This window comes from Sphaerisporangium rubeum, assembly GCF_014207705.1.
GTDB classification, from domain to species: domain Bacteria; phylum Actinomycetota; class Actinomycetes; order Streptosporangiales; family Streptosporangiaceae; genus Sphaerisporangium; species Sphaerisporangium rubeum.
In genome coordinates, this window is sequence record NZ_JACHIU010000001.1 from 2,320,587 (window position 1) to 2,343,366 (window position 22,780).

General features: G+C 71.6%; 23 protein-coding genes and 1 tRNA gene. 14 read left to right on the forward strand and 10 right to left on the reverse strand.

Features of this window, described 5'->3' with window-relative positions:
- Positions 1 to 131: 131 nt before the first annotated feature.
- On the reverse strand, positions 132 to 1,163 hold the full coding sequence (locus BJ992_RS09880; protein ID WP_184979696.1) for a S8 family peptidase: 1,032 nt from the start codon (positions 1,161 to 1,163) through the stop codon (positions 132 to 134).
- A gap of 191 nt (positions 1,164 to 1,354) precedes the next feature.
- Here BJ992_RS09880 and BJ992_RS09885 point away from each other — a divergent pair, with 191 nt between their 5' ends.
- A complete protein-coding gene (locus BJ992_RS09885) occupies positions 1,355 to 1,849 on the forward strand; it encodes a DUF3145 family protein (RefSeq protein WP_184979698.1) in 495 nt (164 codons plus the stop codon).
- Positions 1,850 to 1,961: 112 nt separating this feature from the next.
- Here the strand turns inward: BJ992_RS09885 and BJ992_RS09890 are convergent, their stop codons facing one another.
- The 6 genes from BJ992_RS09890 to BJ992_RS09915 form a co-directional block, all read right to left on the reverse strand.
- Positions 1,962 to 3,392 (reverse strand): acyl-CoA carboxylase subunit beta, encoded by a 1,431-nt coding sequence (locus BJ992_RS09890; RefSeq protein WP_221474741.1) that lies wholly within the window; start codon positions 3,390 to 3,392, stop codon positions 1,962 to 1,964.
- 14 nt (positions 3,393 to 3,406) lie between these two features.
- On the reverse strand, positions 3,407 to 4,639 hold the full coding sequence (locus tag BJ992_RS09895) for a beta-ketoacyl-ACP synthase II (RefSeq protein WP_184979700.1): 1,233 nt from the start codon (positions 4,637 to 4,639) through the stop codon (positions 3,407 to 3,409).
- A gap of 83 nt (positions 4,640 to 4,722) precedes the next feature.
- Positions 4,723 to 4,962 carry an acyl carrier protein gene (locus tag BJ992_RS09900; RefSeq protein ID WP_184979702.1) on the reverse strand — a complete coding sequence of 80 codons (240 nt, stop codon included), beginning with the start codon at positions 4,960 to 4,962 and terminating at the stop codon, positions 4,723 to 4,725.
- A 74-nt stretch (positions 4,963 to 5,036) separates the two neighbouring features.
- On the reverse strand, positions 5,037 to 5,993 hold the full coding sequence (locus tag BJ992_RS09905) for a beta-ketoacyl-ACP synthase 3 (RefSeq protein WP_184979704.1): 957 nt from the start codon (positions 5,991 to 5,993) through the stop codon (positions 5,037 to 5,039).
- Entirely contained in the window at positions 5,990 to 6,913 is a 924-nt protein-coding gene (locus tag BJ992_RS09910; RefSeq protein ID WP_184979706.1) for an acyltransferase domain-containing protein, read from the reverse strand. The genes BJ992_RS09905 and BJ992_RS09910 overlap by 4 nt, the downstream gene beginning before the upstream one ends.
- 117 nt (positions 6,914 to 7,030) lie before the next feature.
- Entirely contained in the window at positions 7,031 to 8,194 is a 1,164-nt protein-coding gene (locus BJ992_RS09915; protein ID WP_184979708.1) for a PucR family transcriptional regulator, read from the reverse strand.
- A 107-nt stretch (positions 8,195 to 8,301) separates the two neighbouring features.
- Between BJ992_RS09915 and BJ992_RS09920 the strand changes: the two genes are divergently transcribed.
- The gene (locus BJ992_RS09920; protein ID WP_184979710.1) at positions 8,302 to 9,324 is read left to right on the forward strand and encodes a PHP domain-containing protein; all 1,023 of its coding nucleotides are present in this window, start codon (positions 8,302 to 8,304) and stop codon (positions 9,322 to 9,324) included.
- Between the two features lie 60 nt (positions 9,325 to 9,384).
- The gene (locus tag BJ992_RS34210; RefSeq protein ID WP_184979712.1) at positions 9,385 to 10,068 is read left to right on the forward strand and encodes a WYL domain-containing protein; all 684 of its coding nucleotides are present in this window, start codon (positions 9,385 to 9,387) and stop codon (positions 10,066 to 10,068) included.
- A gap of 64 nt (positions 10,069 to 10,132) precedes the next feature.
- Here the strand turns inward: BJ992_RS34210 and aceE are convergent, their stop codons facing one another.
- A complete protein-coding gene (gene aceE, locus BJ992_RS09930; RefSeq protein ID WP_184979714.1) occupies positions 10,133 to 12,889 on the reverse strand; it encodes a pyruvate dehydrogenase (acetyl-transferring), homodimeric type in 2,757 nt (918 codons plus the stop codon).
- 369 nt (positions 12,890 to 13,258) lie between these two features.
- Between aceE and BJ992_RS09935 the strand changes: the two genes are divergently transcribed.
- From BJ992_RS09935 to BJ992_RS09950, 4 genes are read left to right on the forward strand one after another with little or no spacing between them, the layout of a single operon-like run.
- Positions 13,259 to 13,774, forward strand: a complete 516-nt coding sequence (locus BJ992_RS09935) for a hypothetical protein (RefSeq protein WP_184979716.1) — start codon at positions 13,259 to 13,261, stop codon at positions 13,772 to 13,774.
- Positions 13,775 to 13,782: 8 nt separating this feature from the next.
- Complete coding sequence (locus BJ992_RS09940; RefSeq protein WP_184979723.1) at positions 13,783 to 14,826, forward strand: peptidoglycan-binding protein; 1,044 nt, start codon at positions 13,783 to 13,785, stop codon at positions 14,824 to 14,826.
- Positions 14,823 to 15,533 carry an ABC transporter ATP-binding protein gene (locus BJ992_RS09945; protein WP_184979725.1) on the forward strand — a complete coding sequence of 237 codons (711 nt, stop codon included), beginning with the start codon at positions 14,823 to 14,825 and terminating at the stop codon, positions 15,531 to 15,533. Before BJ992_RS09940 ends, BJ992_RS09945 begins: the two co-directional genes overlap by 4 nt.
- The gene (locus tag BJ992_RS09950; RefSeq protein WP_184979727.1) at positions 15,530 to 16,723 is read left to right on the forward strand and encodes an ABC transporter permease; all 1,194 of its coding nucleotides are present in this window, start codon (positions 15,530 to 15,532) and stop codon (positions 16,721 to 16,723) included. Before BJ992_RS09945 ends, BJ992_RS09950 begins: the two co-directional genes overlap by 4 nt.
- Before the next feature lie 15 nt (positions 16,724 to 16,738).
- Here BJ992_RS09950 and BJ992_RS09955 read toward each other — a convergent pair whose 3' ends face one another.
- Together BJ992_RS09955 and BJ992_RS09960 are read right to left on the reverse strand one after the other, a co-directional pair.
- Positions 16,739 to 17,395 carry a response regulator gene (locus tag BJ992_RS09955; protein ID WP_343072579.1) on the reverse strand — a complete coding sequence of 219 codons (657 nt, stop codon included), beginning with the start codon at positions 17,393 to 17,395 and terminating at the stop codon, positions 16,739 to 16,741.
- The gene (locus tag BJ992_RS09960) at positions 17,392 to 18,939 is read right to left on the reverse strand and encodes a HAMP domain-containing sensor histidine kinase (RefSeq protein ID WP_184979729.1); all 1,548 of its coding nucleotides are present in this window, start codon (positions 18,937 to 18,939) and stop codon (positions 17,392 to 17,394) included. The genes BJ992_RS09955 and BJ992_RS09960 overlap by 4 nt, the downstream gene beginning before the upstream one ends.
- A gap of 121 nt (positions 18,940 to 19,060) precedes the next feature.
- Between BJ992_RS09960 and BJ992_RS09965 the strand changes: the two genes are divergently transcribed.
- The 7 genes from BJ992_RS09965 to BJ992_RS09995 all read left to right on the forward strand — a co-directional run bounded on the left by BJ992_RS09965 (position 19,061) and on the right by BJ992_RS09995 (position 22,695).
- Positions 19,061 to 19,255 (forward strand): DUF1918 domain-containing protein, encoded by a 195-nt coding sequence (locus BJ992_RS09965; RefSeq protein WP_184979731.1) that lies wholly within the window; start codon positions 19,061 to 19,063, stop codon positions 19,253 to 19,255.
- A gap of 9 nt (positions 19,256 to 19,264) precedes the next feature.
- On the forward strand, positions 19,265 to 19,672 hold the full coding sequence (locus tag BJ992_RS09970) for a secondary thiamine-phosphate synthase enzyme YjbQ (RefSeq protein ID WP_184979732.1): 408 nt from the start codon (positions 19,265 to 19,267) through the stop codon (positions 19,670 to 19,672).
- A 135-nt stretch (positions 19,673 to 19,807) separates the two neighbouring features.
- Complete coding sequence (locus tag BJ992_RS09975) at positions 19,808 to 20,236, forward strand: DUF3052 family protein (protein WP_184979734.1); 429 nt, start codon at positions 19,808 to 19,810, stop codon at positions 20,234 to 20,236.
- A gap of 106 nt (positions 20,237 to 20,342) precedes the next feature.
- Positions 20,343 to 20,801: a peroxiredoxin gene (locus BJ992_RS09980; protein ID WP_184979736.1), complete on the forward strand. Its 459-nt coding sequence runs from the start codon at positions 20,343 to 20,345 to the stop codon at positions 20,799 to 20,801.
- A gap of 58 nt (positions 20,802 to 20,859) precedes the next feature.
- Entirely contained in the window at positions 20,860 to 21,210 is a 351-nt protein-coding gene (locus BJ992_RS09985; RefSeq protein ID WP_184987822.1) for a hypothetical protein, read from the forward strand.
- Positions 21,211 to 21,629: 419 nt separating this feature from the next.
- Positions 21,630 to 22,601 (forward strand): ROK family protein, encoded by a 972-nt coding sequence (locus BJ992_RS09990; protein WP_184979738.1) that lies wholly within the window; start codon positions 21,630 to 21,632, stop codon positions 22,599 to 22,601.
- Positions 22,602 to 22,620: 19 nt separating this feature from the next.
- Positions 22,621 to 22,695: transfer RNA gene (locus BJ992_RS09995), tRNA-Val, on the forward strand.
- Positions 22,696 to 22,780: the final 85 nt, after the last annotated feature.

The window sequence follows — 22,780 nt, forward strand, 5'->3', positions numbered from 1 at the left end:
GGTCTTCGAGGGAGTCGTGAGCCTTGGGGGTCTTCGAAGAAGTCGTGACACTTGGGGATCTTCGAGGGAGCGGGGACGTCAGGGTGATTACTTCACGTGGTCGGATGAGTGCTTCGCGTGATGAACGCACCTTAGCGGGGAGCGGGGACCATGACACCGAGATCCGGCATGCGGGGGTTGCGCCGCTCGTCGAGGACGTGGGCCGCGGCCTCGGCGGGGGACATGTGGCGTGCCGCGTCGGCGATGGCGCCGGCGACCACGGCGGCGCTGAACGACGTGCCGCTCCACACGGCGTACCCGTCGAAGCGGTCGAAGCTCACGAAACTGCTCGCCAGCGCCTCGCCGCGCGCGCAGGCGTCCACCCATGGGCCGAAGGCCGAGAACCGCGCGCGGGCCGCACCCGAGGTGTCCAGGGCCGCCACGGCGATCACTCCGGGGAGCGCGGCGGGCCAGAACGGCCGGGGTGAGGCGGTGTTGCCGGCGCAGGCGACGACGACCGTGTCCGGCATGGCGGCCAGCGCGCTCTCGATGAGAGGGGAGGGCCGGTCGTCGTAGGTGTGGCAGCCGAAGGACATGAGCAGCACGTCGACGCGCTCGCCGCGCAGGCACGCCAGCGCGCGCAGCACCCCGGCCTCGTCGCCGACGCCGTTGCCGTCCAGGACCTTCAGCACGCGCAGCCGCACGCCGGGGGCCTGGCGCAGCAGGAGGCCCGCGATGAACGTGCCGTGTCCCGCCTGGCCGTCCAGCACCCCGTCGCCGTCGGCGTCCGGCACCTCCCGCGCCTGGTCGTGGAACCAGTCGCTGCCGGTGAACCACGGGTGCGGGGCCACCCCGGTGTCGAGCACGGCCGCGGTCACGCGGGACGGCTCACCGGCGCGGTACGGCGGCGGGGCCGCGGGCCGCGGCGCGCCGGTGGGGCCGCCGAAGAACAGCGGCTGGCCGATCACCACGTGGTTCGGCGACACCACATGGCCCTGCTCGGCGAGCTCGGCGGCGAGCAGGCAGGGGTCGGCGCCGGGGGCGAGCCGCAGGACGTAGAAACCGTCGCGGCGCTCGGCCGACTGCGTCCACCGCTCGGCGGCCACGGGGGAGCGGGCCAGCAGCTCACCCGGCCGGATGAGCGCGCCTCTGCCGGGGTCCCTCTCGACGACCTGAACCTTCATGACGGCCTCCTTCACGATAGAGTAAACACGGAGTGTGTCATTCCCCATACGGAAGGTGGCCAAGCTTGATTAGGTATGACCCGGCTCTGGTGCCCTGCCGCGACGGACGGTAGTCTCTCCCTCAGTCACTTGTGATCATCCCAGTATGAGGACGTTGGGGAAGGCGCACCTCGTACGAAACGGGAGGTCCGGTGTCTGCTCGTGGCGTGCTGTACGTCCACTCGGCTCAGCCCGCGCTGTGCCCGCACATCGAATGGGCGGTCGCGGGTGTCCTTGGCGTCCCTGTCGACCTGTCGTGGACACCTCAGCCAGCGCAGCCTGGCACCGTGCGCACGCAGGCCGAGTGGGAGGGTCGTCCCGGCACGGCCGCGGCCATCACCTCGTCGCTCATGGGCTGGCAGCGCATCCGCTTCGAGATCACCGAGGACGCCTCCCCGGGGGTGGACGGCGCTCGACATGCCTACACCCCCACCCTGGGGGCCTTCACGGCGGTGATCGGCGTCTCCGGAGACATCCATGTCCCCGAGGACCGCCTGCGCAACGTCATGCTCATGGCCAGCCAGGGCCGCGCCGACCTGTCCGAGGAGCTCGACAAGCTCCTCGGCAAGCAGTGGGACGAGGAGCTCGAACCGTTCCGTTACGCCGGCGACGGCGCTCCCGTCCGCTGGCTCCACGCCGCCGTCTGACCTCGCACCCTCCCCGCGGCCCTCAGGTGGGCCGCTGCCGCGCCGGAACGGCGGAAGGCCACGCACATGTCGTGCGTGGCCTTCCGCCTGTTCCGTACGGCTGTGGCGGCGGTCAGAGCGGGATGTTGCCGTGCGCGCCGCGGCCGGGGGTGGCCTGCGCGATGATCTTGGCGATGGCGCCGCGGGTCTCGTCGGGCTTGATGACCTCGTCGATGACCCCGATCGCCAGCGCGCGGTCCAGGCCGCCGGCGACCTTCTCGTGCTCGGCGGCGAGCCTCTCCTCCAGCTCGGCACGCTCCTCCTCGGGAGCGGCGGCGATCTCGCGGCGCTTGAGCACGCGCACCGCGGCGAGCGACCCCATCACGGCGACCTCGGCGGTCGGCCAGGCGAACACCTTGGTCGCGCCGAGGGACCGGGAGTTCATCGCGATGTATGCGCCGCCGTACGCCTTGCGCGTCACCAGCGTGACCCTCGGCACGGACGCCTCGGCGAAGGCGTGCAGCAGCTTGGCGCCGCGGCGCACCACGCCGTCGTGCTCCTGGCCCACGCCGGGGAGATAGCCGGGGACGTCCACCAGGACGACCAGCGGCACCCCGAAGGAGTCACACATGCGGACGAACCGCGCGGCCTTCTCGGCGGAGGCCGAGTCGAGGCAACCGGCCAGCCGCATCGGGTTGTTCGCGATGACGCCGATCGTGCGGCCGCCGAGCCGGCCGAGCGTGGTCACGATGTTGGGGGCCCACTTCGGGTGCAGCTCCACACCGGGCTCGTCCAGCAGGCCTTTCACCAGCGGATGCACGTCGTACGCGCGCCGCGCCTCGGTCGGCAGCAGCCCGGAGAAGTCGGCGTCCTGCACCGACGCCGCGCGCACCCGTCCCTGGTGGCCGAGCAGCACCGCGAGGCGCCGCGCCTGCACCAGCGCGTCGGTGTCGGTCTTGGTGACCACGTGGACCACGCCGCTGCGCTTGCTGTGCGGCTCCGGGCCGCCGAGCGCGGCCATGTCGATCTGCTCGCCGGTGACGCTGCGCACGACGTCGGGCCCGGTCACGAAGATGCGGCCCTGGTCGGACAGGATCACGAGGTCGGTGAGCGCCGGGCCGTACGCCGCGCCGCCGGCCGCGGGGCCGAGCACCACGGAGATCTGCGGCACGATGCCGGAGGCCCTGGTCATCGCGGTGAACACCCGTCCCACCGCGTGCAGGGACTCCACACCCTCGGCCAGCCTGGCGCCGCCGGAGTGCCACAGGCCGATGATCGGCACCCGCTCGCGCACCGCGACGTCGTAGGCCTGCACGATGTGCTCACAGCCCTCGCCGCCCATGGCGCCGCCCTGCACCCGCGCGTCGCTGGCGAAGGCGACCACGGGGACCCCCTCCACGCGGCCCATCGCGGCGAGCGCGCCGCTGCGGTCCTCGGGGGAGATCGCGTGCATCGAGCCCTCGTCGAACAGGGCGGTGAGGCGGGTACGGGGATCTCGGGGGTCGGATTCCGCCGCCTCCGGAGAAGAGGCGGCACTCACCACCCCGTTGTCGAGCACAGTCAAGGTCGGCTCCAAGGTCAGATGCTTGCGAAGGCCACGGCCACGTTGTGGCCGCCGAACCCGAAGGAGTTGTTGATGGCGGCGATCTGGCCGCCGGGCAGGGCCCGCGGCTCGCCGCGCACGATGTCCACCTCGACACCGTCGTCGAGGTCCTCCAGGTTGACGGTGGCCGGTACGAGCCGGTCGTACAGTGCCTTGATCGTGAAGATGGACTCGATGCCGCCGGCTCCGCCGAGCAGGTGGCCGGTCATCGACTTGGTCGCGGTGACCAGCGGGTGGTCCCCGATGATCTCCTGGATCGCGATGGCCTCCACGACGTCCCCCGCGGGGGTGGAGGTCGCGTGCGCGTTGACGTGCTTGATGTCCGCCCCGGTGAGGCCGGAGTCCTCCAGCACGTGACGGGTGGCGCTGCTGATGCCGGCCCCCGTCGGGTCGGGCTGCGCGATGTGGTGCGCGTCGGCGGAGTACCCCACCCCGGCGGCCACGCCGTAGACACGAGCGCCGCGGGCCCGCGCGTGCTCCTCGGACTCCAGCACGATGATCCCCGCGCCTTCGCCGAGCACGAACCCGTCGCGGGTCCGGTCCCAGGGACGCGAGGCGCGCTCGGGCTCGTCGTTGCGGGTCGACATGGCGCGCATCGCGGCGAAGGACGCCACGTTGAGCGGGTGGATGGCCGCCTCCGTGCCACCGGCCACGACGACGTCGGCGCGTCCCGAACGGATCATCTGGATGGCGTAGCCGATGGACTCCGCACCCGTGGCGCAGGCGCTGACGGTGGCGTGCACGCCGGCCGTGGCGCCGAGCTCGATGCCGATCCACCCGGCGGAGCCGTTCGGCATGAGCATGGGGACGATGTACGGCGAGAGGCGCTTCCAGCCCTTCTCGCGGAAGTTGTCGTAGGCCTCGAGGATGGTGGTGATGCCGCCGATGCCGCTGCCGACCACCACACCGAGGCGGTCGGAGGCGACCTTGGGGGAACCGGCGTCGGCCCACGCCTCGCGTGCCGCGATCAGCGCGAACTGCTCGGCCCGGTCGAGCCGCCGCACCTCGGGCCGCGGCAGCACCTCCCCCGGCTCGACCGCTGCCCTGGCGGCGAACCGCACCGGGACGCTGTCGATCCAGTCCTCGGTCAGCGTCGCCACGCCGGACCGGCCGGCCAGGAGCGCGGACCAGGACGAGGCGACGTCGCCGCCGAGCGGGGTGGTCGCGCCGAGGCCGGTGACCACGACTCGAATCCGGTCTGAACTCACTTCAACGCGCTCCCATCGAGGTCATGCAGCCGCCGGCGTGCCCCGGCCCGGCGGTGTGGTCCGGGCCTTCGGGCCGCCGTCGGTCAGTTCTGGATGAAGTTGATGACGTCTTTGACGGTCTTGAGGTGCTTGAGCTGGTCGTCGGGGATCTCGACGCCGAACTCGTCCTGCGCGGCGACGGCGATCTCGACCATCGAGAGCGAGTCGATGTCGAGGTCGTCCACGAAGTTCTTCTCCGGGGTGACCTCGGCGGCAGGGATGCCGGTGATCTCGTTGACGATCTTGCCGAGGCCCGCGAGGATCTCCTGCTCGGTCAAAGCCATGTCGCGATTTCTCCCTTTATCGGATGTGTTTTCTTTGGTGGATGCGCGGCGACCCGGGGGCCGTCCGCGCGAACTCAGGGGATCTCGATCACTTGGCCGGCGTACGTCAGGCCGGCGCCGAAACCGAGGAGAAGAGCCAGGCCGCCGGACTGGACCTCGCCGCGCTCGATCATGCGGCTGAGCGCCAGCGGGATCGAGGCGGCGGAGGTGTTGCCGGCCAGCACGATGTCCTTGGCGATGACGGCGTTGTCCGCGCCGAGCCTGCGTGCGATCGACTCGACGATGCGGAGGTTCGCCTGGTGCGGGACGAAGGCCGCGAGCTCCGCCGGGTCCACCCCGGCACGGTCGCACGCTTCCTTCGCCACCGGGTGAAGTTCGGTGGTGGCCCAGCGGAACACCGTCTGACCTTCCTGGTGCAGGAAGGACGCGCGGTCCTTGATGGCGATCGCGTCGTGCTTGTCGCCGGCGCTGCCCCAGGCGACCGGGCCGATGCCGGGGGTGTCCGACGGGCCGACGATGGCCGCGCCGGCGCCGTCCGCGAAGATCACGCAGGTGGCGCGGTCGGTCCAGTCGACCCACTGGGAGAGCTTCTCGGTGCCGATGACCAGCACGTGGGTGGCCGAACCGCACCTGACGGCGTCCGCCGCGGCCGACAGCGCGTAGCAGAAGCCGGCGCACGCGGCGTTCACGTCGAACGCGCCAGGCGCGGTGATGCCGAGCCGGTGCGCCACCCGCCCCGCGACGTTCGGGATCGGCGTCTCCGGCGTGCACGTGGCCACGATCACGAGGTCCACCTCACCGGCCGCGAGCCCGCTCGCCGCCAGGGCCTTGCCGCCGGCCTGCACCGCGAGATCGACCTCCGACTCCTCGGGCCCGGCGACGCGGCGCTCCTTGATGCCGACGCGGCTCTGGATCCACTCGTCGGTGGTGTCGATGGTCTTGGCGAGGTCGTCGTTGGTGACGACCCCCGCCGGCTGGTAGGCGCCGAACGCCAGCACCCTGGCGCCGGGAGCGCCCCGCAGGATCCTCACGCGGTGGTCTCCTTGCTGATGAGGTCGCGGGCGGCGTCGAGGTCGCCCGGGGTCTTGAGGGCGACCGTCGCGACGCCGGGCAGCGCGCGTCTGGCGATGCCGGTGAGGGTGCCTCCGGGGACGAGCTCGATCATGGCGGTCACGCCGAGCTCCGCCATCGTGGCCATGCAGCGGTCCCAGCGGACCGGCCGGGCCACCTGCTCGGCCAGGCGCCGCAGGAACTCCTCGCCGCGCGGCACGGCCGCGCCGTCGGCGTTGGACAGCAGGACGGGCCCGGGGTCGGCCGGCGTGAGGCCGGCCGCGGCCTCGCGCAACTGCTCGACCGCCGGAGCCATGTGGACCGTGTGGAACGCGCCGGCCACCGCGAGCGGACGCAGGCGCGCGCGGGCCGGGGGAGCCTCCGCGAACGCGGCCAGCTCATCGAGCGTGCCGGCCGCGACGATCTGCCCCGCGGCGTTGACGTTCGCCGGGGTCAGGCCGTGCTTGTCGAGGGCCGCGAGGACCTCCTGCTCGTCGCCGCCGAGCACGGCCGTCATGCCGGTCTCGGTGACCGCGGCGGCCTTGGCCATGGCCTGGCCCCGCTCGCGCACCAGCCCGAGGGCCTGCTCGGCGGTCAGCACCCCCGCGAGCGCCGCGGCGGCGAACTCGCCGACGCTGTGGCCCGCGACCACCGCCGCGGGAAGGGGGGAGCCGTCGAGCAGTGCCTCGGCCGAGGCGAGCGCGGCGGCTACCAACAGTGGCTGCGCGACCGCGGTGTCACGGATCTCGTCGGCGCCGGCGGTGGTCCCGTAGGCGATCAGATCGAGGCCGGCGACCTCCGACCATGCCGAGAGCCGGTCACGCAGACCGGGGGTCTCAAGCCACGGGGTCAGGAAGCCTGGAGTCTGGGCGCCTTGGCCGGGAGCGACGATAACGAGCACAAAAACCACCATGCCCTGTAGGAGTTCACCACAGTGCTAATGATCCGTACGAACTTTGTCACTGTGTTTTTGTAGGAAACCTCCATCGGAGATTTCCGGCCCGTTACCAAAGTCCGGTCAGGTTACGGCAGTGCGCGACAGCCTGCCAAGGATCAGGCCCACCTGCAAAGTGAAGGCCGACCGGCCCTCCGTCGGCAGGTACCCCGTCAGCTCTGTGATCTTTTTCAGACGATAACGCACCGTGTTCGGATGGACGAACAGCAGGCGTGCCGTGGCTTCCAAAGATGTGCCCTGTTCGAGGTAAGTGGCCAGCGTGTCGAGCAGGGGGGTGCCTTCGAGCGGCCGGTAGACGTTCTCGACGAGTTGTGCGCGCGCGTCCTCGTCGCCGTCGATGGCCCGCTCGGCGAGCAGGTCCTCGGCCGGTACCGGACGCGGCGCGTCCGGCCAGCCCGCCGCCGCGCGCAGACCCGCCATGGCGGCCCGCGCGGAGCTCGCCGCCGCCTGCAGGTCCGGCACCTCGGGCCCGATCACGACCGGCCCCGGGCCGAACCGCGGCACGACGTGCCGCGCGGCGTCCTTGACGCTGCCGGCGCCGCCGACGATGACGATCAGGCGTTCCCCCTGCACCCCGGCGAGCAGGTCGTGGCCGAGGCGCCTGCCCTTGTCGCGCATGCCGTCGATGAGGGTCTGCGGGTCGGCCTCCGGCGCGTGGCCGGCGAGCACCACCACCGGGGACGACGTCCAGCCGAGCGCCGCGGCCCAGGAGTGCAGGCCGTCGCCGACCTCGCCGCGCACCAGCGCGTCCACGATCAGGGCCTCCAGCCGCGCGTCCCACGCGCCGCGCACCTCGGCCTCGCGCGCGTACACGTGCGCCGCCGCGAACGCCACGTCGCGGGTGTAGCGCAGGATGGCCTGGCGGAGCTGGTCCTCGCCGCCGGGGGCGGCGAGCTCCTGCACCTCGGCCTCCACCACCTCGACCACGATGCGCACCAGGTCCACCGTCTGCTGCAGCGACACCGAGCGCTTCAGCTCGCGCGGCGCCGTGCCGAAGATCTCGACGCTCGGGGCCGGTGTGCCGCCGTCCGCGCTCTGGAACCAGTCGACGAACGCCGCGATGCCGGCCTGCGCGACCAGCCCCACCCACGAGCGGTCCTCGGCCGACAGCTGGCGGTACCACGCCAGCCGGTCGTCCATGCGCGCCATGGCGGCGGTGCCAAGGCTTCCCATGGCGCGTTCGAGCCGCCGCGCGGTGTCTTTGCGTACCCGGTCGTTCACACCCATAGGGTGCCAGGTCAGCGCGCGTGGAACAGCCGTACGGCCCCTGTGGGACCCCGCTCGCGCCGCGTGGGAGGCGACAAGGCGGGCCCGCGTGCGGTAGACCGGGAACTGTGGAACCGGCCGAGGCGCTCAAGAGGATCGCGTTCCTGCTGGAGCGCGCCGGTGAGCCGACCTACCGGGTGCGTGCCTTCCGCGGCGCCGCCGCCGCCATCGAGCCGCTGCCACGCGACGAGCTGGCCAGGCTGGCGGCGTCGGGGGAGCTGACCGGCCTGAAAGGCGTCGGCAAGGTCACCGCGCTCGCCGTCACCGAGGCGCTGGACGGCGCCGTGCCGACGTACCTGCGCCGCCTTGAGGACACCGCGGGACAGGACCTCGGCGAGAGCGCCGCCGCGTTGCGCGCCGCGCTCAGAGGCGACCTGCACGCGCACTCCGACTGGTCCGACGGCGGCTCCCCGATCGACGAGATGGCCGCCGCCGCGCGCGACCTCGGCCACGACTACCTCGCCATGACCGACCACTCGCCGCGCCTGACCGTGGCGCGCGGCCTGTCCGCCGAACGGCTGCGCGAGCAGCTCGGCGTCATCGAGGCGCTCAACGAGCGGCTCGCGCCGTTCCGCGTGCTCACCGGCATCGAGGTGGACATCCTGCCGGACGGGTCGCTCGACCAGGATCCCGCGCTGCTCGGCCGCCTGGACGTCGTGGTGGCGAGCGTGCACTCCAAGCTGCGCATGGACGCCGAGGACATGACCCGCCGCATGGTCACGGCCGTCGCGAACCCGCTGGTGGACGTGCTCGGCCACTGCACCGGTCGCATCGTCCGCTCCGGCGGCAGGCGCGGGGGCCTGCGGCCGGAGTCGGCGTTCGACGCCGAGATCGTCTTCGAGGCGTGCCGCCGCTTCGGCGTGGCCGTCGAGATCAACTCACGGCCCGACCGGCTGGACCCGCCGAAACGCCTGCTGCGGCTGGCGTACGAGACGGGCTGCCTGTTCTCGATCGACTCCGACGCGCACGCACCCGGCCAGCTCGACTGGCAGGTGTTCGGCTGCGAGCGCGCCGCGCTGTGCGGCGTCCCCGCCGGCCGGGTGGTCGGCACCTGGCCGCTGGAGCGCCTGCTGGAGTGGACCGCCTCCTAGCGAGGTGCCTGTTTCGCGGCTGAGCGGCCGAATGTCGCGCGCGCGGCGTAGTTTCGGGATGTGAACCGTACCGATCGGCTCTACGCTCTCGTCGAGGAGCTGCGCGCGATCTCCCCCAGGTGGCGGTCCGCACGACAGCTCAGCGAGAGCTTCGGGGTGAGCGTCCGCACCGTCGAGCGCGACATCGCGGCCCTCCAGCGCGCCGGCGTCCCCATCCGCGCCGAACCCGGCCGCCGCGGCGGCTACGCCATCGGCGAGGCCCACGCGCCGCCGCCGCTCGACCTCACCCCCGCTGAGGCGGTGGCCGTGGCCGTCGCGCTGAGCCGCGCCGGCAAGCGGCCGTTCGCGGCGCACGCGCACAGCGCGCTGCGCAAACTGGTGGCCGCGAGCCCCGCGCCCCCCGCCGGTTCCCTCCCCGGTGAGGCCCTGACCGCGCGCCGCGCGGCCATCGCCAAGGTCATCTCCGACGCGCTGCTGCGCACCCAGGTGCTGCGCATCACCTACGACGACCGCGCCGGCGCCACCACCGAGCGCGAGGTCGAGCCCGGCGTGTTCATCGGCGGACGCGGCGGCCTGTGGTACCTCGTCGCCTGGTGCAGATTACGCCAGGACGTCCGGGTCTTCCGCCTGGACCGCATCGGCGCCGCGGCCACCACAGGCGAACCCGCCTGGCCACGCAGCCGGCTGGAACAGTACGTCCCCGACATCGCCGGCCTCGCCACCGAGGACCCGGTCCGGGACTGAGCGGCCCGGCGGGAACGCGGCGGCCCCCGCACGCCGTGCGTGCGAGGGCCGGGCGGAGAGGTGGTCAGACCCCCATGGACTGCGTCTCGTTGCTCTCGCGGGTCGGGTTCGCCGCGACCTCGGTGACGCCGTTCTTCAGGTGGTACCGCGAGATGGCCTCACGCAGCGCCTCCTGCTTGACCTCGCCGCGCCGCGCGAGCTGCGTCAGCACCGCCAGGGTGATCGACGCGGCGTCCACGTGGAAGTGGCGGCGCAGTGCCGAACGGGTGTCGGACAGGCCGAAACCGTCGGTGCCGAGCGAGGACCAGTCACCCGGCACCCACCGGGAGATCTGGTCGGGAACGGCCCGCATGTAGTCGCTGACCCCGACGAACGGCCCGGGGACGTCGGTCAGCACCTTGGTGACGTACGGCACGCGCTGCTCGGCCTCGGGGTTGAGCAGGTTGTGCTCGTCGCAGTCGAGCGCGTCGCGGCGCAGCTCCGACCACGACGGCGCCGACCACACCTCGGCCGCCACCCCCCACTCCTCGGCCAGCAGGCGCTGCGCCTCAAGGGCCCAGCGGCCCGCCACACCGGAGGCCAGGATGTTGGCCCGCGGCCCTTCGACCGCGGGGGCCGCGGCGAAGCGGTACAGACCCTTCAGCACGCCTTCGACGTCGAGGTCCTCCGGCTCGGCCGGCTGCGGGTACGGCTCGTTGTACACCGTGAGGTAGTAGAAGATCTCCTCAGGGTTCTCGCCGTACATGCGCCGCAGGCCGTCCCGCACGATGTGCGCGATCTCGAAGGCCCACGCCGGGTCGTAGGAGACCGCCGCCGGGTTGGTGGAGGCGATCAGCGGCGTGTGGCCGTCCTCGTGCTGCAGCCCCTCGCCGTTCAGCGTGGTGCGGCCGGCGGTGGCGCCGAGCAGGAAGCCCCGGCCCATCTGGTCGCCGAGAGCCCACATCTGGTCGGCGGTGCGCTGGAACCCGAACATCGAGTAGAAGATGTAGATCGGGATCATGTGCTCGCCGTGCGTGGCGTACGCGCTGCCGGCCGCGATGGTCGAGCCCATCGACCCGGCCTCGCTGATGCCCTCGTGCAGGATCTGGCCCTCGAGCGACTCCTTGTACGACAGCAGCAGGTTGCGGTCCACCGCGTCGTACGTCTGGCCGTGCGGAGAGTAGATCTTGGCGGTCGGGAACATCGCGTCGAGACCGAACGTGCGGGCCTCGTCCGGGATGATCGGCACGAACCTGGCGCCGATCTCCTTGTCCTTCATGAGGTCCTTCAGCAGGCGGACGAACGCCATGGTGGTGGCGACGTTCTGCTTGCCGGAGCCCTTCTTCAGGTCGGCGTAGACCTTGTCGCCGGGGAGCTTGAGCGGCTTGGCACGTACTACACGTTTCGGCAGGTAGCCGCCGAGGGCCGCGCGGCGCTCGCGCATGTAGGCGATCTCTTCGTCGTTCTCGCCGGGGTGGAAGTACGGCGGCAGGTCGCCCTCGAGGTCCTTGTCCGGGATCGGCAGGTACAGCCGGTCGCGGAACTCCTTGAGCTCGGCCTTGCTCATCTTCTTCATCTGGTGGGTGGCGTTGCGGGCCTCGAAGTCCTTGCCGAGGGTCCACCCCTTGATGGTCTGCGCGAGGATGACCGTGGGCTGGCCGACGTGCTCGCGTGCCGCCTTGAACGCCGCGTAGACCTTGCGGTAGTCGTGGCCGCCGCGCGACAGCTTGCGGATGTCGTCGTCGGACAGGTGCTCGACCATCTTGCGCAGCCGCGGGTCGTCACCGAAGAAGTGCTCGCGGATGTACTCGCCGGACTCCACCGAGTACGTCTGGAACTGGCCGTCCGGCGTGGTGTTCATCTTGTTGACCAGCACGCCGTCGACGTCGGCGGCGAGAAGCTGGTCCCAGTCGCGTCCCCACACGACCTTGATGACGTTCCAGCCGGCGCCGCGGAAGTACGACTCCAGCTCCTGGATGATCTTGCCGTTGCCGCGGACCGGGCCGTCCAGGCGCTGCAGGTTGCAGTTGATGACGAACGTGAGGTTGTCGAGCTCCTCACGGGAGGCGAGGCCGATCGCGCCGAGCGACTCCGGCTCGTCCATCTCGCCGTCGCCGAGGAAGCACCACACGTGGCTGCGGCTGGTGTCCTTGATCTTGCGGCTGAGCAGGTAGCGGTTGAACCGCGCCTGGTAGATCGCGCCGATCGCGCCGAGGCCCATCGACACCGTGGGGAACTCCCAGAAGTCGGGCATCAGGCGGGGGTGCGGGTAGGACGGCAGGCCCTTGAAGCCCTGCGACAGCTCCTGGCGGAAGGCGTCGAGCTGCGCCTCGTTGAGGCGGCCCTCCAGGAACGCGCGAGCGTAGATGCCCGGCGCGGCGTGACCCTGGATGAACACCTGGTCACCCGACTCACCGTGGTCCTTGCCGCGGAAGAAGTGGTTGAAGCCCACTTCGTACAGCGAGGCCGCCGAGGCGTAGGTGGCGATGTGGCCACCGACGTTGGTGCGGGCATTGGCCCGGGTCACCATCACCGCGGCGTTCCACCGGATGTAGGCCCGGATCCGGCGCTCGACGTACTCGTCGCCGGGGAACCAGGGCTCGCGCTCCGGGGGGATGGTGTTGATGTAGTCGGTGCTGCGCAGACCGGGCACGCCGACCTGATGCTCGCGCGCGCGCTCTAGCAGGCGCAGCATCAGGTAACGGGCTCGGCTCCGACCCTCCGTCTTGACGACGGTGTCTAGCGACTCAAGCCACTCCTGGGTCTCGCTGGGGTCGACATCAGGGAGCTGGCTGGGTAGACCGTCGCTGATGATCGAGAAACGCTGGCGTCCGGAAGCCACTGGGTCATCGCCTTCCGAGGATCGACTGGTAAGCCTCTGCATCGTTGTCTAGGTCGCCCTCCATCCTGGCCGGTTACTCCGGAAAGTGCATCTCTACCGTCCGGTAACCAAGATGTCCCTGCTGGCAGTGGGCCAGGCGTGGCCTAGACCACCGATGGTAGGACGTTTTCCCCCGACAATGACAATTGGCATCTAAGCATGAGACGTCCCGGCCTCGGCTCAGGGGTCGCCTCTGGGTGCCCCGCACCCCTCTGCCTCCCCCGCCGGGGGGACTCCCAACCCCGCTCGCGCGCGATGCGCGGCCGGACCGGTGTCACGAGCCTTGATCGTACGGCTCCCCGGGAGCCGTCCACACCGGAGGCTCCACTGATGAAACGTACAACCTTGATCATATCGGTGATGGCGCTGATCGCCGGCGCGGCCGGCTGCGCGTCACCGGCAGGCGGAGCGGGGACCTCCGCGAGTCCGGCCCCCCGGGTCGACGAGTTCGCCACCTTCAGGGAATTCTCCAGATGCGTGCGCGCCAACGGCATGCCGGGCTTCCCCGACCCGGTGCGAGGGGCCGACGGGAGGATCACCTTCCCGGTGCCGCAGGGTCACGGCAAGCTGCCGTCCACCAAGGCGACCGAGGCATGCCGATCCATCCTGCGCGACATCCCCGGCATGAAGAGCGAGACGATCCCACCCGCCGAGCTGGCGAAGACACGCGAGTTCGCCAAATGCATGCGTGCCAACGGTCTGCGCGACTGGCCCGACCCCACGACAGAAGGCGCCTTCCCGCTGCCCCGCCGTCTGCGCGACCTCGGCAAGCGCGGGTTCATCGACCAGCTGCGCAAATGCCGGAGCATCCTGCCCGGCAAAGGCCTCCACATCACGGAAGGATGACCCCGGCGATGAGACCTGTCGGCCTGTCCCTGGCCGGGGTGGTGGTCCTCGCCGCCGCCGGAGGCGGCTGGGTCCTGCTTCGTGAACCACCCCCGCCGGCCACCACCGCTCCACCCGCGGGCTCGGCCGTCGCGGTCACGCTCGGCGACGTGGTCGCGCGGCAGCAGGTCAACGGCACCCTGACCTACGACGGCGCGTACACGGTCACCGGCCACGGCGGCACGGTCACCCGCCTGCCCGCGACCGGGACCACGGTCCGGCGGGGCGCCACCCTGTACGAGTCGGACGGCCGCCGGGTGCCTCTGCTGTACGGCCCCCGCCCCGCCTGGCGCGACCTGGGACTCGGCGTGACCGACGGGACGGACGTGCGGCAACTGGAGCGCAACCTCCGGGCCCTCGGGTACACCGGCTTCACGGTGGACCGTCACTACGACCTCGGCACGTACTGGGCGGTACGCCGGTGGCAGCGCGCCGCGCGGCTGCCGGTGACCGGCGCCGTCCCCCTCGGCCAGGTGGTCTTCCTCCCCGGGGCCCTCCGGGTCACCGGTCACGACATCGGGACCGGACGGCCCGCCACAGGGCAGGTGCTGCACGGCACCGGGGCGGCCCCCGTGGTCACGCTGGACCTCGACCCCGCCGTGGCGCCGTCGGTGCGCCGGGGGGACCGGGTGCGCGTCACGCTCCCCGACGGTGCCGTCCGCCCCGGTCGCGTGACCCGGGTCAGCGGCGTCGCGCAGCCCGGCGAACAGCAGGACGGCGCGCAGGCGCCGTCCACCATCCCCGCCACCGTCCGGCTCGCCGGCAAGCGGTTCCGCATGCTGGACCAGGCGCTGGTCCAGGTGGACATCACCACAGAGCGACGCGCGAACGTCCTCACCGTCCCCGTCGTCGCCCTGCTCGCCAGGCCCGGCGGCACGTACGCCGTCGTGACCGTGGACGGCGGACGCCGGACGGCCGTGCCGGTCGAGGTGGGACTGTTCGACGAGGTCGCGGGGACCGTCGAGGTGACCGGTGTCACCGAGGGGACCATGGTGGAGGTGCCGGCCGGATGACCGTGAAGGACCACACGGAAGAACCGGTGCTGCGGCTGTCGGAGGTCTGGAAGGTGTACCCCGGCGAGCCGCCGGTGGAGTCGGTGCGCGGCGTGTCGCTGGACGTCCGGCCCGGCGAGATGGTGGCGCTGCTCGGGCCGTCCGGCTCGGGCAAGTCCACCTTGCTCCACCTCATGGCCGCACTCGACCGCCCCACCTCCGGCTCGGTGCGCCTCGCCGGCCACGAGACGGGGACCTACCGCGACCGGCGGCTCGCCGGACTGCGGGCCCGCCACGTGGGGGTGGTCTTCCAGCGGTTCTTCCTGCTGGAGGGCATGACCGCGCTGGAGAACGTCGCCACAGGGCTGGTGTACCGCGGCATGCCGGATGCCGAGCGGCGGCGTCTCGCCGCGGAGGCGCTGGCCGGGGTCGGCCTCGCGCACCGTGCCGCGCACCGTCCGTCCAGACTGTCCGGCGGGGAGCGGCAGCGGGTCGCCGTCGCACGCGCTCTGGCCGGACGACCGGCGATCGTGCTGGCCGACGAACCCACCGGGAACCTCGACTCCGCCTCAGGCGCCGCGATCATCGAACTGCTGCGCGAGCTGAACGGCCAGGGGACGACCCTGGTGGTGGTCACGCACGACGCCGAGGTCGCCGGCGCCTGCCCGCGCCGGGTGGAACTGCGTGACGGCCTGGTCGTCGGGGACCGCGGGCCGGTGACGCCATGAGCGACGTCAGCCGGATGCGGGGAGCCGACCTGCTGGCCGCCGGCACCCTCGGGCTGCGGTCGCGGCCGCTGCGCGCCGTGCTCTCGGCGCTCGGCATCGCGATCGGCGTCGCGTCGATCGTCGCGGTGCTCGGGGTCACCCGGTCCAGCCAGGCGGCGCTGCTCGAGCAGATCGACCGGCTCGGCACCAACCTGCTCACCGTCGCCGACGGCAAGGAGATCGGTGGCGCCGAGGCCCCGTTGCCGGAGCGCGCGAGCACGATGATCCGCCGGCTGCCGGGGGTGGAGCACGTCGCACCCACCACGCGCCTGAACGGGTTCTCCGTCTACCGCAACGACCTGATCCCGGCAGGGCAGACCGGCGGGCTGGACGTACGGGCCTGTGACGCCGCACTGCTGGCCACGCTGGACGGTCAGGTCGCCAAGGGCCGGTTCCTCGACGCCGCGACCGCCGGGTACCCGGTCACCGTGCTCGGCCACGAGGCGGCCCGCATGCTCGGGATCAGCCGCGTGGACGGCGCCACCCGGGTACGGCTCGGCGGCCACTGGTTCGGCGTCGCCGGCGTCCTCGCACCTTTGACCCTGGCCCCGGAGATCGACAGGGCCGCGCTGGTCGGGTTCCCCGTCGCGGGCCGCCTGCTCGGCCACGACGGCCACCCCAGCCGCCTGTACGTCCGCGCCGCGCAGGACCGTGTGGAGGCCGTCGCCGCGCTGCTCGCCGCCACCACCAACCCGGAGTTCCCCGAACGCGCCGACGTGAGCCGTCCCTCGGACACGCTCACCGTCCGCCTGTCGGTGGCCGAGACCGGCGCCGCGCTGTTCCTCGGCCTCGGGGCGATCGCCTTGCTCGTGGGAGGCATCGGCGTCGGCAACATCATGGTCATCTCCGTACTGGAGCGCCGTGGCGAGATCGGCCTGCGCCGCGCGCTCGGCGCCGCTCGCCGGCACGTGGCCGCGCAGTTCCTCGCCGAGTCGTTCCTGCTCTCCGCGCTCGGCGGCGCGGCCGGTGTGGCGGCCGGCTCACTGGTCACCGCCGTCGTGGCCCGGCACCGCGGCTGGCCGGCGCTGATCCCTCCCGAGGCACTGTGGGGCGGCCTCGGCGTGGCCGTGCTGGTGGGAGCCCTCGCCGGGCTCTACCCCGCACTGCGCGCCGCTCGCCTCCAGCCCACCGAGGCACTGCGCGCCATGTGACCGCCGGTCCGCACGTCAGCCGTCGCCGTCCAGCAGGGCCTCGTCCAAGGGGACGAGGCCCTGCTGGAGCCCGACGATGGCGGCCTGGGTGCGATCGGCGACCCCGAGCTTGGCGAGGATGCTCGACACGTGGGTCTTCACCGTCTCCTTGCCGAGGGACAGCGAACGCGCGATCTCGATGTTGGAACGGCCTCGCGCCAGGGCCGTGAGCACCTCGCGCTCACGGGGGGTGAGCGCGGCCAGCGGGTCCGGCGGACCGGACCCGCGCATCCGTCTCACCAGCAGGCTCGCGATGCGGGGCTCCAGCACGCTGCCTCCGGTCGCGGCGGCCCGCACGGCCTCCACCACGCGGTCCACCGGCGTGGTCTTCGGCAGGTACGACAACGCGCCGAGGCGCAGCGCCTCCACGATCCGGTCGTCCTCGTGGAAGGACGTCAGCACGATCACCGCCGGCCGGCCCTCCCCGAGGCGGCGCAGCACGTCCAGCCCGTCCATGCCGGGCATCACCAGGTCGAGCAGCACCACCGCCGGCCGCAGCGCGCGAACCAGCGCCAGGGCCTGCTCGCCGGTGGCGCACTCGCCGGCCACCTCGACGCCGTCCACCTGCTCCAGGACGAAGCGCAGACCCTGCCGCACCACCTCGTGGTCGTCCACGATCAGCACCCGGATCACCGGGCCGCCACGTGGCCCGGCAGCGGCACCGACGCCGAGACGACGGTCCCGGCACCGGGCTCTCCCGCCACCTCGAACGTCCCCCCGAGTTCCGCCATCCGTTCGCGCATGAGCTTCAGCCCCATCCCGTGACCCGGCGACGGACGGTCCGGGTCGAACCCTCGTCCGTCGTCGGCGATCCGCAACCGCACCGCACCCGGCGCACCGCTCAGCCGCACCTCTACGACGCGCGGAGAACCGTGCCTGACCGCGTTCCCGAGGGCCTCCTGCGTGAGGCGCAGCAGCGCGTGCTCGGCCGCCGGCGGCAGCACGACCTCCTCAAGAACGGTGCGCACGGTGACGCCGAGCCGGGACTCGTACGCACGGCACAGTTCCTCCAGCGCGGGGACGAGCCCCGCGTCCTCCAGGGCCACCGGACGCAGCTCCAGCAGCAGGGCCTGCATCTCTCGCATGGTGCGCGCGGCCGTCCGCTCCATGGCCTCGGCCTCGCGGCCGAGCGCGGCCGGCGCGGCCAGGCGCAGGCCCGCGGCGAGCAGGCTCAGCGAGAAAAGGTCCTGCGAGATGGAGTCGTGCAGTTCCCTGGCGATCCGCGCGCGCTCGGCCTGCCGTGCCTCGGCCGTCGCCGCGTGCCGCTCGGCCGCCACGGCCGCGCCGAGGCGGTCGGTCATCCGGTTGAAGCCGTCCTCCAGCCGCCCCACCTCGTCGTCGCCCCGCACCGCCACCCTGCGCGTGAAGTCGCCTTCGGCCACCGCTGACGTGACCGCGGCCAGTCGCGTGACGCGGACGATCAGCCTGCGGGTGCTCAGCATGCCGAAAACCACCCCCACCGGCACCACCAGCGCGAGCACGAGCAGCCCGGGAGCGAGCAGAGGACCGACGGAGTCGGTGAGCGGGACCACTCGCAGGTCCGCCGGCGCCTGGACGTAGACGTACCCGACGGTCCTGAAAGTTTCCGTGGGCTTCCCCGTGGCGGCCCCCGTCCGACCGTCCGCCGGCCCCACCGGATCCGGCACACCGGGCTCGCCGTCCTTGTCCAGCGGGCCGGAACCGGCGAGCACCGGGCTCATCCACCACACGGCGAGGCCGAGCGGAGTCACCCCCTTGCCGCCGGTGCCCTGCGGCAACTGCGACCGCGAAGCGGAGAGCACCACCCCCGGCGGGTACACGTCGTCCGCCGTGCCGGTCACCACACGGCCTGTGGCATCCGTCAGCACCTCCACCGCCCCTGACGTGCTGTCGAACGGCAGTTCCCGCCTCTTGCCGTCCCGGTCGCCGAATCCGGTCTCGGCGGAGGAGTTCTTCGCCGCCATGGCGAGCACGCCCCACTGGCTGAGGCCCGGCGCGAAGACGTTCACCTTGCCGAGCGTGGCGCCGATGACCTTCGCGTCCCTGCCGGCCTGGTTCTGCACCCGCCGCACCAGATCCGACCTTGATTCGGAGGTGACCATCAGCCCGAGCAGCACGCTCTCCACGATCAGTACCGCCGCCGCGGTGACCAGTACGTAGGACGCCGCCATCCGTGACCGCAGCCCGAACCGCCACATCCCCGCAGCGTAACGTTTCGGTAGTTATTTCCCCTCCCTCTGCCGGGGGAGGGTCCCCGGCTCTTCCCGGCGGGCATGAGGTCGTACGAGCCTTGGAAGGAGGAGGGGAAGGAGGACAAAGGTGTACGCGACCATAGGGGATCGGCTCGTCGTGCACGGGACGACGGTGGGGCACCCGGACCGGCCGGGCCTGATCATCGAGGTCCGCGGCCCGGACGGATGTCCGCCCTACGTCGTGCGCTTCGACGACGGCCATGTCGGGCTGGTGTTCCCAGGGCCGGACGCGATTGTCGTCCCAGCTCAACGGGGACCATAAGATCCGAAGGTGAGATCTCAGACGTTCGAGGTGAATACCGGGAGCACGGAAAGGGTGCATGACATCACCCGAAGGTGCGAGGAGTTCGCGCGTTCCTGCGGAGGCGACGGGCTGTTGCACGTCTTCGTCCCGCACGCGACCGCGGGGGTGGCGCTGCTGGAACTCGGGTCCGGCAGCGACGACGACCTCCTCGACGCGCTGCGGGAACTGCTGCCGGCCGACGACCGGTGGCGGCACGCGCACGGCTCGCGCGGCCACGGCAGATCACACGTCATGCCGGCGCTGATCCCGCCGTACGCGACCATCCCGGTCATCGACGGACGGCTGGCGCTCGGCACATGGCAGTCTGTGGCGATCGTGGACCTCAACATCGACAACACGGAACGACGTGTTCGTTTGTCGTTTTTGTCGAACTAACAGATAACGGTGCGGGTCACCGGCCGTGGCGACCGTTGACGACGACGGGTCACAGCGTGTGGACTGTGCCGAAGCGGCCTCACGGAGGCCGGTGAACCGCATACGTGCGGGGCCATCCAAGCAGGAGGGACAAACGTGAGCGCGACCGCGGGTCAGGCGCAGGGCGAGCGCGGCCTGGCCGAGCGACTCGGTCTGAAGCCGGGTCAGGTGGTGCAGGAGATCGGCTGGGACGAGGACACCGACGAAGAACTCAGGCAGTCGATAGAGGAGCTCACCGGCAACGAGCTCCTCGACGAGGACGCCGAAGACGTCGTCGACGTGGTGCTCATGTGGTGGCGGGACGGCGACGGCGACCTGTTCGACGCGCTGAGCGACGCCATGACCGCGCTGGCCGACGGGGGGCAGATCTGGCTCCTCACGCCGAAGGTCGGCAGGGACGGCCACGTCGAGCCCAGCGACATCGGAGAGGACGCCGCCACTGCGGGCCTCTCGCAGACCAGCAGTGTCAGCGCGGCCCGCGACTGGTCGGGTACGCGGCTCGTCGCGCCCAAGGGACGCCGCTAGAGACTTCCTCCGCCGCCATCGCTGCCGTACGGCTGACGCTTCGAGCCGTACGGCAGACGGATGTGCCCAGACGGTCAAATGTTCAACGTGCGAAGGGAGAAGCGGCATGGCGGTCGACATCGGCGACAAGGCCCCGGACTTCGCCCTCAGAGACCAGCACGGCGCGCCGGTACGGCTCTCCGACTTCCTGGGAAAGCGTGTCGTGCTCATGTTCTACCCCCTGGCCTTCAGCGGGGGATGCCACGGAGAGCTGTGCGCCATCCGCGACGACTTCCTCGTCGCCGCACCCCCCGACGTCCAGGTGCTCACCGTCTCCGTCGACTCCATGTTCAGCCACCGGGCCTGGGCCGACCGGGAGAAGTTCAACTTCCCCCTGCTGTCGGACTTCTGGCCGCACGGAGCGGTGGCGCAGGCGTACGGTGTCTTCGATGAGGACAAGGGCTTCGCCGTGCGAGGCACCTTCGTCATCGACGGCGAAGGCGTGGTCCGCTGGAAGGCGATCAACCCCACCGCCGCGCCGCGCGACATCTCCGGGTACCTCCGGGTACTCGACGACATCTCGTAGCACCGGCCGCCTCTCAGCCCCGGAGACGGCCAAGGCGAGGACGAAGGCGGTGGCGACGATGCCCTGCTACCGATGCGGGATCCGCCAGACGGACCCCATCCGCGGCGCCAGCCCCTGGCGCCGCGCCGTACACCACGACTCCCAGGTCCTGATCTGCCCCACCTGCCAGACCAACCACGACCTGGACTTGGACCGTTGCACCACCTGCGACTCCACCACCCTCATCTGCCGCCTCGGCGAAATAGAATGCCGCACCTGCGGCACCACCCGCCCCACCCAAACCAGCCCTCCCACCCCCACCCCCCAGATAACCGGCCTCTCAGAAGAAGTAGCCGCCGCCCTGACCAGAGTCCTAGGCACCACCCCCCACCCCCCGGACCCACCCCCCCGCCGCACCCGAGTGCCCTGACCCCACCCACCCTCGCCTCCGGGCTGTCCGGCTGGTCAAAGGGTCACAACCCACCCACAGCACCTCACTCAGTGCACCTCACTGCACCTGACTCACTCGATCTCACTCTCTTGCACCCCACTCACCTGGCCTCTGAGGTGTGCTGGTCGAAGGGCCACAACCCACTCCACCCACTGCACTCCACCACCGCGGCAACCGAACTTCTCCGTTTCGGTCCAGCAGCGACGCTTTCCGGCGCCGACGCGGTGGGAAGTGGTACGGCGAAATCGGCGCCGCCTTACGGTGACCGGCCGGTGGAGGCGGACCTCAGGGCGGTTTTGACGTGCGGGAGACTCGTCCGCGACACTGCGCGGGACACACGGTGAGTGGCGAAGGGGAAAGACTCCGGTGCACAGCTTCATCCTCGGCGAGGCCGCCGTATGACCACCCATGTCGTGGCCCTGGACGTAGGCGGTACCTCGATGAAAGGCGGCCTGGTCACCGCCGGAGGCGACATCCTCCTCACCGACCGCCGCCCCACCCCCCGCACCGAGGGCCCCGGCAAGGTCATCGCCACGATCCGTGAGTTCATCGCCGACCTCGCCGGCGCCGGCGAAACCCCTCCGACCGCCGTAGGCGTCGTGGTCCCCGGCCCCGTATCCGACAACACCGCCGTCTACTCCTCCAACATCGGCTGGCGCGACGTCCCCGCATCGGACTTCAACCCGTTGGACGTCCCGATCCGCCTGGGCCACGACGTCCGCTCGGCCGGCCTCGCGGAGAGCGTCCTAGGCGCCGCACGCCACCAGCAGGACTTCCTCTTCCTCTCCATAGGCACCGGCATCGCCGGCGCCATGATCCTGAACAACACCCCCTACCCCGGCGCCACCGGCTGGAGCGGCGAGATCGGCCACATCCCCGTCTTCCCCACCGGCGAACAATGCGCCTGCGGCCAGACCGGCTGCCTGGAAACCTACGCCTCCGCCGCCTCCATAGCCCGCCGCTACACCGAGTCCCTGACCAGAGCCAGCTCCATCACCCCCACCCCGGCCCCCGCCACCCCACCCACCGCCGAGGACGTCATCACCCGAGCCGAACGCGGCGACCCCCAAGCCACCGAGGTGTGGAACGAAGCCCTGGAAGCCCTGACCCTGGCCCTGGCCACCTACACCCTCCTCCTGGACCCCACCTCCATCGTCCTCGGCGGCGGCCTGTCCCAAGCAGGCCCAACCCTGAGCACCCCCGTGGCCGAACGCCTCCAACGCAAACTCACCTGGCGCACCGCCCCCCAGATCCACCACACCCTCCTCGGCACCAACGCCGGCATGCTAGGCGCCGCCCTCCTGGCTTGGAAATCGACACAACCCCCCACCCCACCTCTCGATGTGCCCACCCACCCACCGGTACCGTAAGGTTGTGGTCCACCAGGAAGGGCGCTTAGCTCAGCGGTAGAGCACTCGCCTTACAAGCGAGGGGTCACTGGTTCGAACCCAGTAGCGCCCACCAGCCAAAACGCCCCATCTCCGATCATGGAAACGGGGCGTGGGTGACAACGTGAGTGACTAAGGGTTCTCGGGCATCGGGAAGATGC

Coding starts and splice junctions, on each gene's coding strand:
- BJ992_RS09960 (WP_184979729.1), bottom strand. CDS start 18,939: ATGTGGCGGTTCGGGCTGCGGTCACGGATGGCGGCGTCCTACGTACTG.
- BJ992_RS09900 (WP_184979702.1), bottom strand. CDS start 4,962: ATGGCTTTGACCGAGCAGGAGATCCTCGCGGGCCTCGGCAAGATCGTC.
- BJ992_RS09990 (WP_184979738.1), top strand. CDS start 21,630: ATGACCACCCATGTCGTGGCCCTGGACGTAGGCGGTACCTCGATGAAA.
- BJ992_RS09935 (WP_184979716.1), top strand. CDS start 13,259: ATGAAACGTACAACCTTGATCATATCGGTGATGGCGCTGATCGCCGGC.
- BJ992_RS09945 (WP_184979725.1), top strand. CDS start 14,823: ATGACCGTGAAGGACCACACGGAAGAACCGGTGCTGCGGCTGTCGGAG.
- BJ992_RS09950 (WP_184979727.1), top strand. CDS start 15,530: ATGAGCGACGTCAGCCGGATGCGGGGAGCCGACCTGCTGGCCGCCGGC.
- BJ992_RS09915 (WP_184979708.1), bottom strand. CDS start 8,194: ATGGGTGTGAACGACCGGGTACGCAAAGACACCGCGCGGCGGCTCGAA.
- BJ992_RS09980 (WP_184979736.1), top strand. CDS start 20,343: ATGGCGGTCGACATCGGCGACAAGGCCCCGGACTTCGCCCTCAGAGAC.
- BJ992_RS09880 (WP_184979696.1), bottom strand. CDS start 1,163: ATGAAGGTTCAGGTCGTCGAGAGGGACCCCGGCAGAGGCGCGCTCATC.
- BJ992_RS09985 (WP_184987822.1), top strand. CDS start 20,860: ATGCCCTGCTACCGATGCGGGATCCGCCAGACGGACCCCATCCGCGGC.
- BJ992_RS09940 (WP_184979723.1), top strand. CDS start 13,783: ATGAGACCTGTCGGCCTGTCCCTGGCCGGGGTGGTGGTCCTCGCCGCC.